Annotated in this window: 21 protein-coding genes; 9 read left to right on the top strand and 12 right to left on the bottom strand. The window is 51.1% G+C overall.

The features are described 5' to 3' along the window. Window positions 1-102: 102 nt before the first annotated feature. Window positions 103-741 carry a cell division protein YtfB gene (gene ytfB / locus LG381_RS06815; RefSeq protein WP_032226412.1) on the top strand — a complete coding sequence of 213 codons (639 nt, stop codon included), beginning with the start codon at window positions 103-105 and terminating at the stop codon, window positions 739-741. Here ytfB and LG381_RS06810 read toward each other — a convergent pair. Next, window positions 725-1,372, bottom strand: a complete 648-nt coding sequence (locus LG381_RS06810; protein ID WP_225762178.1) for a TetR/AcrR family transcriptional regulator — start codon at window positions 1,370-1,372, stop codon at window positions 725-727. The two genes, ytfB and LG381_RS06810, sit on opposite strands and share 17 nt — an antisense overlap. Window positions 1,373-1,583: 211 nt before the next feature. Here LG381_RS06810 and LG381_RS06805 point away from each other — a divergent pair, with 211 nt between their 5' ends. The 6 genes from LG381_RS06805 to LG381_RS06780 all read left to right on the top strand — a co-directional run bounded on the left by LG381_RS06805 (window position 1,584) and on the right by LG381_RS06780 (window position 9,003). Continuing rightward, complete coding sequence (locus LG381_RS06805) at window positions 1,584-2,375, top strand: 3-ketoacyl-ACP reductase (RefSeq protein WP_032226415.1); 792 nt, start codon at window positions 1,584-1,586, stop codon at window positions 2,373-2,375. A gap of 9 nt (window positions 2,376-2,384) precedes the next feature. Further along, a complete protein-coding gene (locus LG381_RS06800; RefSeq protein ID WP_225762177.1) occupies window positions 2,385-3,227 on the top strand; it encodes a sugar phosphate isomerase/epimerase in 843 nt (280 codons plus the stop codon). A gap of 9 nt (window positions 3,228-3,236) precedes the next feature. Next, window positions 3,237-4,013, top strand: coding sequence for an enoyl-CoA hydratase/isomerase family protein (locus LG381_RS06795; RefSeq protein WP_225762176.1), 777 nt, complete (start codon window positions 3,237-3,239; stop codon window positions 4,011-4,013). Window positions 4,014-4,022: 9 nt separating this feature from the next. After that, window positions 4,023-5,564: a CoA-transferase gene (locus tag LG381_RS06790; protein ID WP_225762175.1), complete on the top strand. Its 1,542-nt coding sequence runs from the start codon at window positions 4,023-4,025 to the stop codon at window positions 5,562-5,564. After that, window positions 5,561-7,633: an FAD-binding protein gene (locus LG381_RS06785; RefSeq protein ID WP_225762174.1), complete on the top strand. Its 2,073-nt coding sequence runs from the start codon at window positions 5,561-5,563 to the stop codon at window positions 7,631-7,633. The genes LG381_RS06790 and LG381_RS06785 overlap by 4 nt, the downstream gene beginning before the upstream one ends. A 92-nt stretch (window positions 7,634-7,725) precedes the next feature. Then, entirely contained in the window at window positions 7,726-9,003 is a 1,278-nt protein-coding gene (locus tag LG381_RS06780; protein WP_225762173.1) for an MFS transporter, read from the top strand. Window positions 9,004-9,104: 101 nt separating this feature from the next. Here the strand turns inward: LG381_RS06780 and rplI are convergent, their stop codons facing one another. The 4 genes from rplI to rpsF are packed head-to-tail and all read right to left on the bottom strand — an operon-like array spanning window position 9,105 to window position 10,544. After that, the gene (rplI, locus tag LG381_RS06775; protein ID WP_001196062.1) at window positions 9,105-9,554 is read right to left on the bottom strand and encodes a 50S ribosomal protein L9; all 450 of its coding nucleotides are present in this window, start codon (window positions 9,552-9,554) and stop codon (window positions 9,105-9,107) included. 41 nt (window positions 9,555-9,595) lie between these two features. Then, entirely contained in the window at window positions 9,596-9,823 is a 228-nt protein-coding gene (gene rpsR / locus LG381_RS06770) for a 30S ribosomal protein S18 (protein WP_000135199.1), read from the bottom strand. Between the two features lie 4 nt (window positions 9,824-9,827). Continuing rightward, a complete protein-coding gene (gene priB / locus LG381_RS06765) occupies window positions 9,828-10,142 on the bottom strand; it encodes a primosomal replication protein N (RefSeq protein WP_001296681.1) in 315 nt (104 codons plus the stop codon). A gap of 6 nt (window positions 10,143-10,148) precedes the next feature. Further along, a complete protein-coding gene (rpsF, locus tag LG381_RS06760) occupies window positions 10,149-10,544 on the bottom strand; it encodes a 30S ribosomal protein S6 (RefSeq protein WP_001216676.1) in 396 nt (131 codons plus the stop codon). A 326-nt stretch (window positions 10,545-10,870) separates the two neighbouring features. Between rpsF and yjfY the strand changes: the two genes are divergently transcribed. After that, the gene (gene yjfY, locus LG381_RS06755; protein ID WP_000492914.1) at window positions 10,871-11,146 is read left to right on the top strand and encodes a DUF1471 family protein YjfY; all 276 of its coding nucleotides are present in this window, start codon (window positions 10,871-10,873) and stop codon (window positions 11,144-11,146) included. Between the two features lie 74 nt (window positions 11,147-11,220). Here the strand turns inward: yjfY and LG381_RS06750 are convergent, their stop codons facing one another. The 7 genes from LG381_RS06750 to ulaA form a co-directional block, all read right to left on the bottom strand. Continuing rightward, window positions 11,221-11,772 (bottom strand): DUF1440 domain-containing protein, encoded by a 552-nt coding sequence (locus tag LG381_RS06750; protein ID WP_000155760.1) that lies wholly within the window; start codon window positions 11,770-11,772, stop codon window positions 11,221-11,223. 96 nt (window positions 11,773-11,868) lie between these two features. Further along, window positions 11,869-12,555, bottom strand: coding sequence for an L-ribulose-5-phosphate 4-epimerase UlaF (gene ulaF / locus LG381_RS06745; RefSeq protein WP_225762172.1), 687 nt, complete (start codon window positions 12,553-12,555; stop codon window positions 11,869-11,871). Further along, window positions 12,555-13,409, bottom strand: a complete 855-nt coding sequence (gene ulaE / locus LG381_RS06740; RefSeq protein ID WP_225762171.1) for an L-ribulose-5-phosphate 3-epimerase UlaE — start codon at window positions 13,407-13,409, stop codon at window positions 12,555-12,557. Before ulaE ends, ulaF begins: the two co-directional genes overlap by 1 nt. Window positions 13,410-13,418: 9 nt before the next feature. After that, a complete protein-coding gene (gene ulaD / locus LG381_RS06735) occupies window positions 13,419-14,069 on the bottom strand; it encodes a 3-keto-L-gulonate-6-phosphate decarboxylase UlaD (protein WP_225762170.1) in 651 nt (216 codons plus the stop codon). Between the two features lie 13 nt (window positions 14,070-14,082). After that, window positions 14,083-14,547, bottom strand: a complete 465-nt coding sequence (ulaC, locus tag LG381_RS06730) for a PTS ascorbate transporter subunit IIA (RefSeq protein WP_000776514.1) — start codon at window positions 14,545-14,547, stop codon at window positions 14,083-14,085. A 9-nt stretch (window positions 14,548-14,556) separates the two neighbouring features. After that, entirely contained in the window at window positions 14,557-14,862 is a 306-nt protein-coding gene (gene ulaB / locus LG381_RS06725; RefSeq protein ID WP_000218362.1) for a PTS ascorbate transporter subunit IIB, read from the bottom strand. 15 nt (window positions 14,863-14,877) lie between these two features. Then, window positions 14,878-16,275, bottom strand: coding sequence for a PTS ascorbate transporter subunit IIC (gene ulaA, locus LG381_RS06720; protein WP_001355100.1), 1,398 nt, complete (start codon window positions 16,273-16,275; stop codon window positions 14,878-14,880). Window positions 16,276-16,629: 354 nt separating this feature from the next. On the opposite strand from ulaA, the gene ulaG reads away from it, so the two are divergent. Beyond that, the gene (ulaG, locus tag LG381_RS06715; RefSeq protein WP_001295191.1) at window positions 16,630-17,694 is read left to right on the top strand and encodes an L-ascorbate 6-phosphate lactonase; all 1,065 of its coding nucleotides are present in this window, start codon (window positions 16,630-16,632) and stop codon (window positions 17,692-17,694) included. Window positions 17,695-17,756: the final 62 nt, after the last annotated feature.

The following is a 17,756-nucleotide window of genomic DNA, read 5'->3' as shown; positions in this document are numbered from 1 at the left end:
ATCCCGTATGAATATAATAAAGGCGGGTTTACCACGGACATCATAGCGTTAGCTTATTCATAGGCTATGATTGAGGAACAAGACGCGGAGCAGGAGGAAACCATGCCCGGGCGCTTTGAACTAAAACCAACCCTGGAGAAAGTCTGGCACGCGCCGGATAATTTTCGCTTCATGGACCCGCTGCCGCCGATGCATCGTCGGGGGATCATTATTGCTGCCATTGTATTGGTGGTCGGTTTTCTGCTTCCGTCTGATGATACGCCCAACGCACCGGTAGTGACGCGTGAAGCGCAGCTGGATATTCAGTCACAATCACAACCGCCGACAGAAGAACAGCTGCGGGCGCAATTAGTTACCCCACAAAATGATCCTGATCAGGTAGCTCCAGTCGCCCCTGAACCGATACAGGAAGGCCAACCGGAAGATCAGCCACAAACCTCGCAAACGCAACCATTCCAGCCAGATAGTGGAATAGATAATCAGTGGCGCTCTTATCGTGTCGAACCAGGTAAAACGATGGCGCAGCTGTTCCGCGACCACGGACTGCCCGCTACCGATGTCTATGCCATGGCGCAGGTAGAAGGCGCGGATAAGCCACTGAGTAATTTGCAAAACGGGCAGATGGTGAAAATCCGCCAGAACGCCAGCGGCGTAGTGACGGGCTTAACCATTGATACGGGGAATAATCAACAGGTTCTGTTTACCCGCCAGCCGGATGGCAGTTTTATTCGTGCGCGGTAGATGAAGGGTCAACGAGAAGCCAGCTAAGGATCGTTTCTTTGATGACCTTACGTCTGGCTTCCAGCGCCTGCGGTGAAACCATACTGATGTGATAAACCAGACCAAGCGTATGCTGGTTGATCAAATAATATCCTCCAAGCGCAGCAATATTGATATTCACCTGCAACGGGTCGATATCTGGCTTAAATATATTGAGTTTTTTCCCTTCATCCAATAAAGATTCCATTAACTGCAAGTGCGCATGGTTAATTTCTAAGAGACGTTGTGATTTTGCATAATGCACACCTTTACTTTGGTTTTCACTATGCACAATTTTTAAAAACCAGGGGTTAGCAATGTAATAATCCCAGGTAAAATCGATAATTTTCTCAATGGCTTTTTGTGGCGGAAGATCTGAGAAATCAAGGGTCTTTTCTTTTTGTCGAATATCGTTCCAGGTATATTCAAGCACTTCGATAAATAAATTTTCTTTATTACCAAAGTGGTGATAAACCGTCTGTTTACTGCACCCTGCGGCCTTAACAATATTATCGACTCTGGCTCCTTCGTAACCATATTCGGCAAATTCATTAACCGCACATAGCAGCAGCTTTTCCTTCAGGCTCTGTACGTTGCTGGTATCAAGATACATAACGCTTCCCCACGACCTCTTCAAGATGACTATCTTAACCCGATTAATTAGAAGCTCCAGTAAAAAGGCTAAAAACCTGTACTTTCATCAGGTTATCAAATGTCCTGTGATCATTATCGCAAATCAACCAACCAGATGGTTGATCTTTCTTTCCGCACGCCGCAAGCTAATCGTCACTTAGGGAAACAATATTTAAAAAGAGAGCTATTGTATGAAATCCACTCGTCCTGTTGCCGTTATCACTGGAGCCGCACGTGGCATTGGTAAGGGGTGTGCGCTGGAGCTTGCCCGTGGCGGATTTAATCTGTTGATTAACGATCGCCCCGATGCCGACAGCGTAGAAAAATTACATGCCACGCAACAGGAATGTCTGGCAGAAGGCGTGGAAGTGATTTGCTTCCCTGCCGATGTTGGCGATCTCTCCCTGCATGAAGAGATGCTCGACGCGGCGCAAAATCAGTGGGGGCGTCTGGACTGCCTGCTCAATAACGCGGGCATTTCAGTGAAAAAGCGCGGTGACCTTCTCGACCTCGAACCGGACAGCTTCGACCAAAACATTGCCATTAATACCCGCGCGCCGTTCTTCCTCGCACAGGCATTCAGTAAACGTCTGCTCGCACAGCCAAAACCAGAAACAGAATTCCCGCACCGCTCAATTATTTTTGTCAGTTCCATCAACGCCATCATGCTGGCGATGAATCGCGGCGAATACACAATTGCCAAAACCGCCGTTTCTGCCGCTGCTCGTCTGTTTGCTGCTCGCCTTTGCAACGAACAAATTGGCGTCTATGAAGTGCGCCCTGGTCTCATCAAAACCGATATGACTATTCCGGCAACGGCTTATTACGACGAATTGATTGCCAAAGGACTGGTGCCGTGGGGACGTTGGGGTTATCCGGCGGATATCGCCTCCACTGTCCGCGCGATGGCGGAAGGCAAACTGATTTACACCTGTGGTCAGGCAGTCGCCATCGACGGTGGCTTAAGTATGCCGCGCTTCTGAGGCTAAACCATGAGAGATCTGTTACAACGCCCGGATTTATTCAGTATCAATACCGCGACGCTGGGCTATAAAGTGCCGCTGCCCGCCATTATTGATGCCTGTGCCGCACGCGGTATCGGTGCGATCGCCCCCTGGCGCAGAGAGTTGCAGGGTGAAGATCTTCAGCAGATCGCCCGCCAGCTTGCCGTCAATAACATGCGCGTTTCCGGTTTATGCCGTAGCACCTACTACACCGCGCCGACGCTGGCGGAACGCAAACTGGCAATTGATGATAACCGCCGGGCGCTGGACGACGCAGCGGTGCTGAACGCCGCCTGTTATATGCAGGTGGTTGGAGGGTTACCGCAGGGCACAAAAGATCTGTATGAAGCACGGGAACAGGTGAAACAAGGGATACGCCAGCTACTGCCACATTCGAAAGACGTTGGCGTGCCGATTGCGCTGGAGCCACTGCACCCAATGACCGCCGCCGATCGCTCTTGCCTGTGCACGTTACGCCAGGCGCTGGACTGGTGTGATGAACTCGATCCCGATGGCGAATTTGGCCTCGGCGTGGCTGTGGATGTTTACCATGTCTGGTGGGATCCGGATCTGGCCAGCCAGATCCTGCGCGCCGGAAAACGTATTCTCGCGTTTCATGTTTCCGACTGGTTAGTGCCGACCACCGATCTGGTCAATGACCGGGGAATGCCGGGAGATGGCGTGATAAATATTCCGTCAATTCGTCGACTGGTTGAAAACGCCGGATTTAATGGCGCTATTGAACTGGAAATATTCTCACCGTACTGGTGGCAGAAAGATATTAACAGCACGCTGGATATTAGCGTCGATCGCATCGCGAATTATTGCTAAGGAATAATCATGAGTGACCAACCCGTTCTGTTCAGCAGAGCGGCGGCTTCCTGCCGCCTGACGTTGAACCGTGAAGAGAAATGTCATGCTATTAACGAAGAGATGATTGAATCTCTCGACCATTATTTAAATGAAATTGAAAACGACACCACATTACGATTAGTCGAATTAACGGCAATCGGCGATAAATTCTTTTGTGCGGGCGGTGATATTAAATCGTGGTCGGCCTATTCGCCATTAGATATGGGCAGGAAATGGATTAAACGCGGTAATGACGTTTTTAATCGCCTGCGCAATTTACCGCAATTAACGGTTGCGAATCTCAACGGTCATACCATCGGCGGCGGTATTGAACTTGCCTTGTGCTGCGATATTCGAATCGCTCGCCCCAGCGCGAAATTTTCTAACCCGGAAGTCATGCTCGGCATGGTGCCTGGCTGGATGGGCATTGAACGCGTGCTTAATCAGGTCGGCCCGGTGGTCGGTCGCCAGATGCTGATGCTAGGTAAACGTCTGACGGCGCATGAAGCCCAGGCGGCGAATTTAATTGATGAAGTAGTAGAAAAAGAACAGGTGGAAAGCTGGATGGCGAACCAGTTAGCGCAGCTGGAAAAATGTGGTCCGGTGGCACTGGCGCATATTAAGCAGCTGATTCTGGCACTGGAAAATAAACACGCTGAATACCCACACCAGTTACTGGCTGGATTAATGTCCGCCACTCAGGATTGCCAGCAGGCGACGCAGGCATTTGCCGAAAAAAGTAGCGTGAGCTTCCATAATCACTAAGGAAATTGTATGCGTAAGATAACAACCGCCGAGGCACTGGCGGCGCAAATTCAGGATGGCGCAACCATTGCCATTAGCGGTAACGGCGGCGGCATGGTGGAAGCCGACCATATTCTGGCTGCTATTGAAGCGCGCTTCCTGCAAACCGGACACCCGCGCGATCTGACATTAATCCACTCGCTGGGCATTGGCGATCGCGACTGCAAAGGCACGAACCGCTTCGCTCATGCTGAAATGCTCAAACGCATTATTGCCGGACACTTTACCTGGTCACCCAAAATGCAGGCGCTGGTAAAAAATAACGCGATTGAAGCCTATTGTTTTCCTGGTGGCGTTATTCAGGCGTTGCTACGGGAGATCGGTGCTGGACGTCCGGGGCTTTTTACCCACGTTGGGCTGGGATCGTTTGTTGATCCACGCAATGGCGGCGGAAAGTCGAACGCTTGCACCACCGAGGATCTGGTAGAACTGATTGAAATCGATGGTGAAACCAAACTTCGTTATCGCCCTTTCAAAGTGGATTACGCGATTTTGCGTGGCACTTATGCCGATCCTCGAGGCAACGTCAGCCTTGAAGAAGAAGCGATTGATATGGATAGCTATTCGATGGCGCTGGCAGCACACAACAGCGGCGGCAAAGTGTTCGTACAGGTGCGCGATGTACTGGAAGCCGGTGCCATTGAACCACGCCGGGTCAAATTACCGGGGATTCTGGTTGATGGCATCGTTGAATACCGCGAACAACCGCAAACCTATCTTGGCGGTTACGACCTGACGATCAGCGGTCAACATCGCCGTCTGAGTTCTAACGACGCTATTGAACTGGTTAGTCATCCGGTACGTCGCTTAATTGCCCGTCGGGCAGCGCGCGAGCTGGTGGCAGGCGCTTCAACCAACTTTGGCTTTGGTATCCCCGGCGGTATTCCTGGGGTTGCGCTGCGTGAAGGCGTTCCTTACCAAAGTTTATGGCTAAGCGTCGAGCAAGGCGTGCATAACGGTATGATGCTGGATGACGCGTTTTTCGGCTGCGCCCGTAACGCCGACGCCATTATCCCTTCGCTGGATCAATTCGAGTTCTACAGCGGCGGCGGCATCGACATTACTTTCCTCGGCATGGGCGAGATGGATCAACATGGTAACGTCAACGTCTCACACCTGAACGGCAATTTAATCGGCTCCGGCGGATTTCTCGAAATTGCGCAAAACGCCCGTAAGGTGGTGTTCTGCGGCACGTTCGACGCCAAAGGCAGCAAGATTGATGTAACGCCAGATGGCTTGCATATCGCTCAGTCAGGTCAAATCCCTAAACTGGTTACTCAGGTGGAAAAAATCACTTTTAGCGCCGCCTACGCACAGCACAGCAGTCAGGAAGTGTTGTATATCACTGAACGCGCGGTGTTTCAGTTAACGGCAGAAGGCGTTGAATTAATTGAAATTGCGCCGGGCGTGGAGATTGACCGCGACATTCTGCCGTTCATGGCTTTCCGTCCAATTATCAACCAGCCGCGCCTGATGGAAAGTAGCCTGTTTACGCCAATGGAGGACGCATGAGCCAGACTGATGACGCCATCCTCGATGCGCTGACGCACGTCACTTTCCCGAAGGGTTTTGTGTCAGCAGAGCCAACGTCAATTGTCACGGTGGACGGTGTTGATTACCCGCTCTGGCAAACAGATGCTCTGGTCGTTGGTAGCGGCGCGGCAGGATTACGTGCGGCGGTTGAACTGAAACGTCGCCAGCAAAATGTGCTAATCGCCACCGCCGGATTATACATGGGAACATCGGCCTGCTCCGGTTCCGATAAACAGACGCTGTTTACCGCCGCAACGGCGGGCAGCGGCGATAACTTCGCAAAACTTGCTGAAGCACTGGCGAGCGGCGGTGCGATGGATCACGACACGGCGTATGTCGAAGCGGTCGGTTCCCTACATACCCTTGGCGGGCTGCAATATCTCGGTCTGGAATTACCGGAAGATCGCTATGGTGCAATTCTCCGTTATCAGACCGACCATGACGAAGCCGGACGCGCAACCTCCTGTGGGCCGCGCACTTCTCGTCTGATGGTGAAAGTATTGCTCGAAGAAGTGCAGCGCCTCGCCATCCCACTGTTGACCAGTGCAACGGTGATTAAACTGCTGCATCAACGCGGTGAAAACGGCGAAGATCGTGTGGCCGGGGCTATCCTCGCAACCGGTTCCCGCGCCCATAACCCGTGGGGGCTGGCAATTGTCACTGCGCCCAATGTGGTACTGGCAACAGGTGGGCCGGGCGAGCTTTATCGCGACAGTGTGTACCCACACAAATGTTTCGGCTCGCTGGGGCTGGCGCTGGAGGAAGGTCTGACGCTAACCAATCTGACCGAAAGCCAGTTTGGTATAGGCACGCCGCGCAGCACGTTCCCGTGGAATTTGTCTGGCACCTATGTGCAGGTGATCCCGTATATCTATTCCGTGGATGCCGAGGGCAACGAGTATAACTTCCTCGCAGATTACTATCGCACCACCCAGGAACTGGCTTCAAACATCTTCCGTAAAGGCTATCAGTGGCCGTTCCACGCTACGCGAGTGATGGATTTCAGCTCAAGCCTGTTGGACATGGCGGTAGCGCAAGAGCAGCAATCAGGCCGCCTGGTTTTTATGGATTTCAATCGAAATCCTGAAGCGGTGCCTGGTGATTTGCCATTCTCATTAGATCGACTGGACGACGACGTTCGCGCATATCTGGAAAATAACGACGCTCTGGCGCCATCGCCTATCGAACGCCTGCAAAGAATGAATCCGCTGTCCATCTCACTGTATAAGATGCACGGTTACGATCTCACCACGCAGCCGTTGCAGTTTGCCATGAACAATCAGCATATGAATGGCGGCATTGAGATTGATATCTGGGGGCAAACTTCTCTGCCCGGTTGTTTTGCGGTGGGAGAAGTCGCCGGAACTCACGGTGTTACCCGACCTGGCGGCGCGGCGCTGAATGCCGGACAAGTTTTTGCCGTGCGTCTGGCGCGTTTTATTGGCTGCACACAAAAGCGATCTGTTGAAGATGATGTCGCACAACTGGCATCTCCGGCACTAAATTCAATCAGAGAGATCATCACTCAGGCGCACGATAATGGAAACGGGATGCCGTTGTCTGCGGTGAGGGAAAAAATCCAGGCACGAATGTCTGACTACGCTGGGTTTATTTGCCATGGCGATAAAGTCCGGCGCGCCACTCGCGATGCCCTGCTATTGAATGAATTTGTACAACGGCATGGTTTGGCTATCAAACACGTGGGCGAAGTTGCCGAATTGTTTATGTGGCGGCATATGGCGCTGACGTCTGCCGCCGTATTGACACAGTTGACGCATTATATTGATGCAGGCGGCGGCAGTCGTGGGGCGAGGATGATTATTGATCCACAAGGCGAATGTCTACCACAAACTCGTCGCGGCGTAAAAGAAGAATGGCGCTTTCGCTCTGAACTCGCTGAAGACAAAAATCACAAATTAACGATTCAATATTCGCAAGGTTCTTTTATTACCGAAGTGAAGTCGTTACGTGTGCTACCGCGTATTAATGGTATTTACTTTGAAAAAAACTGGCCAGATTTCCTAAAGGGAGAGATTTACACACAATAATTTTCACTATGTTCTCTGTACCTGATTTTTATTAACTATTACACGGAATTACCAACAACCAGGGTTTATTAATATAATTAAAAGGTTTAAACATGAATAAAATAAAGAATTATCGGTGGCATATGATTGCCCTCGTATGCTTTATCACTGTAATCAATTATCTGGACAGAACGGCGTTAGGTATTGCAGCTCCAACTATTATGGAGACAACTGGAATAACCAAAGAGCAATATTCATGGATTGTCAGTGCATTCCAGTTGGCCTATACATTAGGGCAACCGGTAATGGGCTTCTTTATTGATACCGTGGGTTTGAAGTTAAGTTTTGCGATATGTGCCGCAGTCTGGGGGCTGGCAACAATGGGTCATGCGTTGACCGGAACATGGTCAGGTCTGGCATTTATGCGCGCCCTGATGGGTTTCAGCGAAGCGTCGGCAATTCCGGCGGGTGTAAAAACCGCATCAACATGGTTCCCGGCAAAAGAGCGTGGCGTGGCGACAGGTGTTTTCAATATGGGCACCTCACTCGGCGCGATGCTTGCTCCACCGTTGATTGCCTGGTGCATTATGTTTCATAGCTGGCAATTTGCGTTTATTGTTTCAGGTAGCCTTGCTTTGCTCGCGGCTTTATTTTGGTTCTTTTGTTATAAAGATCCGAAAGATGCCAAACGCCTTTCTGATGAAGAGCGCCACTATATTGAATCAGGACAAGAACAGCATCTTAAAACAGATAAGAAAGAAAAAACGTCAATCAAGCATATCCTCAGCCAACGTAATTTCTGGGGGATTGGCATCGCGCGTTTTCTCGCAGACCCGGCATGGGGAACCATTAACTTCTGGGTGCCGATTTTCTTCGTCGAAACGCTGCATTTTAGCCTGAAAGAAATTGCCATGTTCGTCTGGCTGCCTTTCCTGCTGGGCGATCTCGGCTGTTTAGCCAGTGGTTTTGTCGCGAAATTCTTCCACGATCGTGGCGTGAGTTTAATTAACTCGCGAAGAATTACTTTCACTATTGCAGCCATCATTATGATGACGATAGGTCTGGTGAGTATTGTCGAAAATCCCTACGTTGCCGTATTACTGATTAGTATTGGCGCGTTCTCGCATCAATGTCTTTCTACTGTGGCAGCAACTCTGGGTGGCGATCTGTTCAAAAAAGACGAAGTCGCTACCGCAGTGGGTATGGCAGGAGCCTGTGCGTGGAGCGGTCAGTTGATTTTCAACCTGTTCATCGGGGCATTCGTTCACATTATCGGCTTCGCGCCGTTCTTTATTGCCCTGGCTTTCTTTGACATTATTGGCGCTATTGCGTTATGGACGCTTATCAAAGTTAAAGATGAAGAATCGCAAGTACAGTTAGCGACAAGCTAATTAATAGATATCAGAGCGTTATATTGTCAGTTGTAACGCTTTCGCTATAAAGCAAAACGCCGACCAATGGTCGGCGTTTTTACGTCTCGTTGAATAACGAATTATTCAGCTACTACGTTTACGATCACTTTCGCGAATACTTCGCTGTGAACCTGGAAGCTCACTTCGTGTTCGCCAGTGGTACGCAGAACGCCGTTCGGCAGACGAACTTCGCTCTTAGCCACTTCAACGCCAGCTGCAGTTACAGCGTCAGCGATGTCGCGAGTACCGATGGAACCGAACAGCTTACCTTCGTCGCCAGCTTTAGACGCGATGGTAACAGTTTCCAGTGCATTGATTTTCTCAGCGCGAGCATTAGCTGCTGCCAGAACTTCAGCCAGTTTAGCTTCCAGTTCAGCGCGACGTGCTTCGAAGAATTCAATGTTTTTCTTGGTAGCTGGAACAGCTTTACCCTGCGGTACCAGGAAGTTACGAGCATAGCCCGCTTTAACGTTTACCTGATCACCCAGGCTACCCAGGTTTGCTACTTTATCAAGCAGAATAACTTGCATTACCTTATCCTCTCAAAGTCGTATTAATGGACCGTGACCGATTACTGATGGCGATCAGTGTACGGCAGCAGGGACAGGTAGCGAGCGCGTTTGATAGCGCGAGCCAGCTGACGCTGGTATTTTGCACGGGTCCCGGTGATACGGCTTGGGACAATCTTACCGCTTTCGGTGATGTAGTTTTTCAGCGTAGCGATATCTTTATAGTCGATCTCTTGAACGCCTTCCGCGGTGAAACGGCAGAACTTGCGACGACGGAAATAACGTGCCATATGGCTAGTCTCCAGAATCTATCAATTCAATCTGCTCGGCATGCAAAACCATTTTGCTCAGTCCGTTCTTTGCCTTGTGGCATGAAATGAACCCCTGAACGGTTATGCGACTGCCGACCGTTATACTGTGAGTAATGGCCTGGTTTTCGTGTCCGCTAACAATAACGGGCATTTGGCACCACGCCTGCCGGTGAAAACCGGCTTCCTCCTGCACAGAACGATGCTCAAGCACGAACTGGCAGTGAGGAATTCCTGATGGACTGACCTTTCGAAGGGGAGTCCTGCACACGGTGCCGGACAACACCAGACGGTTGGTCATCAGAAATTACTCTTCAGAATCCCCAGCTTCAGCATCATCAGCGGTTTCGTTTGCGAAATCATCGCGACGCTCACGGCGCTCGTCTTTCGCTTTAACCATCGGAGATGCTTCGGTAACAGCGTGCTTGGTACGCATAACCATGCTGCGGATAACGGCATCGTTGAAGCGGAAGGTAGTTTCCAGCTCATCGATCACTTCCTGCGGAGCTTCAACGTTCATCAGAACGTAGTGTGCTTTGTGCAGTTTGTTGATCGGGTAAGCCAGCTGACGGCGGCCCCAGTCTTCCAGACGGTGGATCTTGCCTTCTGCACCAGTGATGGCAGCAGTGTAGCGCTCGATCATGCCCGGAACCTGTTCGCTCTGGTCAGGATGGACCATAAAAACGATTTCGTAATGACGCATCGAATTGCTCCTTACGGATTATTCAGCCTCCTGTCTGGGTCAGCCGAATCCCGGGGAGGCAAGGAACGTGTTAAAGGTCGGCTGAAAAATGACGCGTTATAGTACTGGTATGCTCCGTTAAACTCAAGGCCAGCCGACAAATAAATCTCATCTTTCACCAAATCGTACTAACCCGCTGATTTGAAGTTCATCACATTCCATTACGGTATTTTTTTGAACAACTGCATCAGAAATGGTCACCATCAACTTCTTTATCATTGATTAAAATTAAATCAGAAGATCATCACAGAGGAGCGCGTACAAAGACAGCCGTCGAGGAGGTATCTATGTTCAGTCGTGTTTTAGCCCTTCTGGCTGTGCTTTTGCTAAGTGCAAATACATGGGCAGCTATTGAAATTAATAACCACCAGGCCAGAAATATGGACGATGTGCAAAGCTTAGGCGTGATTTATATCAATCATAATTTCGCCACTGAGAGTGAAGCACGTCAGGCATTAAATGAAGAGACCGATGCGCAGGGCGCAACGTACTACCACGTGATTCTAATGCGGGAACCGGGGAGTAACGGCAACATGCACGCCAGCGCGGATATTTATCGCTAGCACCAGGTATAACCAACGAAATATTGCCATAGTTTGCTTTGCCCCCTTCTCAGGGGGCTTTTTTACGCGGACATTCAACGAATAACGACTTCCGGGTCCGGCTCATGGGTAATGCGATTACGTAAGTCGCGGCGCATTATTTCTATTACCCAGAACCAGAAAATATGCCCAAGAATTTCAGAGGCATATTCGTCGAAAGGCAGTTGACTGAGTGGTGGCGTTAAATTCAGCGCCGGGCAAAAAATACCGTGAACTGCTACTGTCACAATAAGCCCTGCTAATACCCCCTGCCATAATTTCACTTTCGGGAAAATTTCCGCGACCACACAATAGCCTATCGCAAAAACCAGTGAGAAGATGATATGCGTTACCATTACCGGGTTAATGATATGTTCCGAGAATGTATACACCGTTTGTGTTGGATCGATGCCTAAATAATCCCGTAAAAAGATATACGGCGGATTAAATTCATCACGACCACCGGAAAATGTGCGTGGCGGCAACGGAACTTCTGCTCCCCATTTAACAAATGCCGAAATAATTCCTGAAAGAACCCCCACCAGTAACGCCACGCCATACCGGCGACGTTGCGGATCAGTTCTGACAAACAATCCACTGATAGTCATAAAAACACCTGTTGTTTATACGATTTTTTAACTGAAGAGGCCCCGGAATCAGACCAATTACATCCCTCAGGAGGTAATAATTCCGGGGCGCACTGATTACTTCTGCCCGTAATAGGCGTTGGGCCCGTGCTTACGCATGAAGTGTTTGTTCATGAGATAACTGTCGATGTGATTCAGTTGTGGGTTAATGCCGCGCGCAATCCACGCCATTTTTGCCACTTCTTCCATCACCACCGCGTTATGCACCGCATCGTGAGCATCTTTCCCCCAGGCAAATGGCCCGTGCTGATACACCACAATTCCCGGCGTATGCAGCGGCTCGGCATTGCCCAGCGTTTCGATAATCACTTTGCCGGTGTTCAGTTCATACTCGCCCTGCACTTCTTCTTCGCTTAATCCACGCGTACACGGGATGTCGCCAAAGAAGTAATCGGCGTGCGTGGTGCCTAACGCAGGGATAGCCAGCCCCGCCTGCGCCCATGCGGTGGCATGAGTGGAGTGGGTATGCACGATGCCGCCAAGCGACGGGTAACGGCGGTAGAGTTCGAGATGCGTCGCGGTGTCTGAAGAGGGACGATACCGCCCGTCTACCACTTCACCGCTCATATCAACCACCACCATATCGTCTGCTTTCATGGTTTCGTAGGCGACGCCGCTGGGCTTGATCACCACCAGCCCGCGTTCGCGGTCAATGGCGCTGACGTTGCCCCAGGTAAAGGTCACCAGCCCGTAACGCGGCAGATCCATGTTGGCTTCAAACACCTGCTGTTTCAGCTTTTGCATTATGCCGCCTCCACCATGCCTGCTTTGGCCATGCGCGCTTTCACCCAATCACGCGCTTTTGCCACTTCCGCCGCCGGGTCCTCCGCCGTTTCGCTCCACATCTCAATCAGGTACGGCCCGCAATAGCCACTCTGTTTGAGCGTTTCGAAGCAACGTTCGAAATCCACAACGCCTTCGCCAAACGGTACGTTTTTGAAGACGCCCGGTTTGGTGTCTTTCACATGCACCGCGACGATATGCCCTATTCCTGCCTGCAATTCCATCTGCACGTCGTTGTCCCACGCCGACAGGTTGCCGATATCCGGGTAGAGCTGGAACCACGGGTTGTTGAGATAGTGTGCGTAACCCAGCGCCTTACTGATGGAATTCATCAGGGGATAATCCATGATCTCCATCGCCAGCGTCACCTGCGCGCGACTCGCCATCTCAACGCTCTCTTTCAGGCCGTCACGGAAACGACGACGCGTTTCGTTATTGGCTTCCTGGTAGTAAACGTCATAGCCCGCCAGTTGGATCACGCGAATGCCGACGTCCTGCGCGAACTGGATAGCTTTGCGCATAATTTCCAGCCCCTGCGCCCGCACCGCGTCATCTTCACTGCCCAACGGGAAACGACGGTGGGCAGAAAGGCACATAGACGGCAAGCGCACACCGGTTTCAACAATTGCATTCACCAGCGCCAGACGCTGTTCGCGGCTCCAGTCGAGGCGCGACAGGCGATCGTCCGTTTCATCCACCGACATTTCGACAAAATCGAAGCCTAACGTTTTTGCCAGTTGCAGCCGTTCCAGCCAGCACTCCCCGGCGGGAAGTGCTTTTTCATAGATGCCAAGCGGGATTTGTTTGGACAACATATCCGCTCCTTAGCCCCACAGTTCGGCGATGGAACGTTTGAACTGACGCGCGGCTTCAACCGGAGACGCAGCGTCACGGATGCTACGACCTGCGATAAACACATGAATCGGAATACCTTTGAACAGCGGCAGATCTTCCAGCGCCAGGCCACCGGTGACGGTCACTTTGAAGCCCATATCGGAAAGACGTTTGATCGCGGTAATGTCCGCTTCGCCCCACGCCACGCCTGCGGCCTGCGCGTCACGGCTGCGGTGATATACTACTTGCTGAATGCCTGCATCGCGCCACTGCTGCGCCTGTTCCCAGGTCCAGTAACCGGTCAGTTCGATCTGTACGTCACCGTTAAACTCTTTTGCCACGTCCAGCGCGCCTTTGGCGGTATTGATATCCGCACAGCAAATCACGGTCACCCAGTCAGCGTTGGCTTCAAAACACATACGAGAAAGAATTTTGCCCGCATCGGCAATTTTGGCGTCTGCCAGCACAATTTTATCCGGGTAGAGTGCTTTCAGATCGCGAACCGCACGCACGCCTTCGCCTACGCAAAGAATGGTGCCCACTTCGATAATGTCGACTTCTTCAGCAATCAGGCGAGTGGTTTCGTAGGCGCTATCCATAGTCTGGTTGTCCAGCGCGACTTGCAACATGGGTAATGACATCTTCAATTCCTTCTTAAGCAGCCGCGTTGGTGCGGTCAATTAAATCCAGTACTTCCTGCTCGGTACGGCAGGCACGTAAACGGTCGAAATTCTCTTCATCTTCAAACAGGTTGACGATTTGCATGATGCCCACTTCCTGGTGAGTGTTGGCATCGACCGCCGCCATCGTGATGAGGATATCTACCGGGTCGTTATCTTCGTGGTTGAACTCCAGTGGCTTTTTCAGCGTCACCAGTGCAAAGCCGGTTTTTTTGACGCCCTCTTCCGGGCGTCCGTGCGGCATTGCCAGGCCTGGCGCGAGCACAAAGTACGGGCCGTGCTGTTCAACCGCATCCAGAATCGCCTGGTAGTAACGCGGCTCGACAATGTCCGCCGCCACCAGCAGATCAACACCAATTTTTACCGCTTCCTGCCAGGTTTCAGCCTCAGCCTGTAGACGGATGGATTTATTTTCCGCCAGCGAATCACGTAATTTCATGGCGCGTCCTTACTTCACGTCCTGCGGGAAATGCTCTTTGATCACTTCCAGCAGTTTCGGGCCAAAGTCGGCAGGAGAGAGCATGTTGCGCACACCGACGACATATTTGTTGCCAGTCACGGTGATTTCACCCGCGATATGTGTGGATGCGATGATGATATCCGCACCGCTCAACTCGCTTTTGTATTCGCCAACCGCGCAGCTATTTACCGTGTGGTCGATGTTCGACTGGGTTAAAAACTGATCCACTTTCATCTTCATGATCATGGAACTGCCTTGTCCGTTGCCACACACAGCCAGAATACGTACGGTCATAATCAAAACTCCTTATTAAGCAGACTGTTCTGCCAGTTGTTTTTCTGCATCTTCTTCTGCGCGCAGTGCGCGGCCAGCGAAGAACATATAAGCCAGTGCAATGACGATGATGACGGCCATAAAGGCGATACCGATGGAGAAGAACCCCTGCATCATCGGCGGTGCCAGAATCGACCAGTCCGCCATCCCCATCCAGGCGCTCATCCCGGTGAGTTTCACCGCCCAGACACAGCCGAAGATTTCAATCATCCCCATCACCAGACAAATCTTCAGCGCCGCGCGCCAGCCACCGAAGTGGTTAGCGAACACGCCGATGGTGGCGTTGGAGAAGAACATTGGGATAAAGCCAGGAATAATCAGGATCGAAGAGCCACAGGCGACCAGGATGCCAACCGCAATCAACTGACCGATGGTGCCCCACATAAAGCCCCAGACCACGGCGTTCGGCGCGAAGCTATAGATAGCCGCACAGTCAATCGCCAGAACCGCACCTGGGATCAGGCGCTGGGAGATACCGTTAAACGCTTCAGAGAGTTCCGCCACAAACATGCGCACGCCCTGAGTGATGATGAAAATCGCTACCGCAAAGGAGAAACCGGTTTGCAGGATATAGACCGTCCAGTGCACTTTGCCTGCCATCGCCTGTACGGTGTCGATACCGAAGGAGAGCAGAATGGCGCCAAAGAAGATGGTCATCACAATCGCCGTGGAGACAATGTTATCGTGGAAAATGTTCAACCAGCCCGGCAATTTGAGGTCTTCAACGCTCTCCTCTTTTTTGCCCAGGAACGGCGCGACTTTATAAGCAATCCATGATGCAAACTGCTGCTGGTGACCAATGGAGAAACCGCAGCCGTCCGTCACTTCCTGAGTCGGCTTGTACATCATGTTGGAGGTGATGCCCCAATAGAGCGAAACCAGAATCGCAGTGCAGATAATGGTCGTCCACATGGAGTAGCCGAAAATAAACAACGTAACGGCAATCAGCCCGGCCTGCTGGAACATAATGTGGCCGGTCAGCATGATGGTGCGAATGCCGGTAATACGACGCAGCAGCACATAACAGATGTTCAACGCCAGAGCCAACAGCACCGCGTACCCCACCCAGCTATAGGCATCGCCCATACGCTCGATAGTGGCCATCATTGAGGCATAGGTATCTGAAATCGCACCGTTAATGCCATAAACTTCCGACATTTTCGCCACCACCGGTTTGAAGGTGCTGGTCAGGATGCCGGACCCTGCCTGCAACAACATGAAACCAATAATGGTTTTAATCGTACCTTTGATAATCACGCTGACACTTTTGCGCAGCAGGATATAGCCCAGACAGGTCACAATACCCAGCAGTAACGGGGCATTGGTCATGACCTGGTTAAAAAACACGGTAAAGATGTTGTAGAGGATCTCCATAACGATCTCCTGAAGAAGAGGTAACCGGGTATTCCACACACCCGGAATGTTGTGCACTCACTCTAATTTTCAAAAGTAATCACAACAAGATTATTTATGATTAAATGTGACGCGGCACGCAAATAATTCCACAACGAAAGTATGTGATTCACATAAAGAAACAATTAATCATTTAAATTCATTCAGTTAATTTGATTACACATTCCATTAAATCTTTCCACAGCCAAAATTCACAACAACTCACCAGGCCGAAAGTCAAAAAATGGTCATTGCCTTCCTGAAAAAATAGTGTCAGGATTAATCAAAACCAATCAATTATTGATTCAAATTGAACCATCATGAAGGTAAATGGCGATGAGTAAAGTGAAAAGTATCACCCGTGAATCCTGGATCCTGAGTACTTTCCCGGAGTGGGGTAGCTGGCTGAATGAAGAAATTGAACAGGAGCAGGTCGCACCAGGCACATTCGCGATGTGGTGGCTCGGCTGTACCGGGATCTGGTTGAAATCAGAAGGTGGCACCAACGTTTGCGTCGATTTCTGGTGCGGTACTGGCAAACAAAGTCACGGCAACCCGCTGATGAAACAGGGTCACCAGATGCAGCGCATGGCGGGCGTGAAAAAACTGCAACCAAACCTGCGTACCACGCCGTTTGTTCTTGATCCGTTTGCGATTCGCCAGATCGACGCGGTGCTGGCGACTCACGATCACAACGATCATATCGACGTGAACGTGGCAGCCGCCGTGATGCAGAACTGCGCTGATGACGTACCGTTTATCGGGCCGAAAACCTGCGTGGATTTATGGATTGGCTGGGGCGTGCCGAAAGAACGTTGCATCGTGGTCAAACCGGGCGATGTAGTAAAAGTGAAAGACATTGAAATTCATGCGCTTGACGCTTTCGACCGTACTGCACTGATCACTCTGCCTGCGGATCAAAAAGCGGCTGGCGTACTGCCGGACGGCATGGACGATCGCGCGGTGAACTACCTGTTCAAAACGCCTGGCGGCTCCCTGTATCACAGTGGCGATTCCCACTACTCTAACTACTATGCGAAACATGGTAACGAGCATCAGATCGATGTGGCGTTAGGCTCGTACGGTGAGAACCCGCGCGGTATTACCGACAAAATGACCAGTGCCGATATGCTGCGTATGGGTGAAGCCCTTAATGCGAAAGTGGTTATCCCGTTCCACCACGATATCTGGTCAAACTTCCAGGCCGATCCGCAAGAGATCCGCGTGCTGTGGGAGATGAAAAAAGATCGTCTGAAGTATGGCTTCAAGCCGTTTATCTGGCAGGTTGGCGGCAAGTTCACATGGCCGCTGGATAAAGACAACTTCGAGTACCATTATCCGCGCGGTTTTGACGATTGCTTCACCATTGAACCGGATCTGCCGTTCAAATCGTTCCTGTAATCTGTCGCTTATACCGGATAGCGTAAAGATGTTCGCGCTATCCGGCGTAGTATTTTCTGGCT

Origin of the sequence: Escherichia sp. Marseille-Q3837, assembly GCF_916618735.1 — a bacterium.
GTDB lineage: Bacteria > Pseudomonadota > Gammaproteobacteria > Enterobacterales > Enterobacteriaceae > Escherichia > Escherichia ruysiae.
The sequence above is the reverse complement of the archived record's forward strand: the minus strand, read 5'-3'. Positions and strand labels throughout refer to the sequence as shown.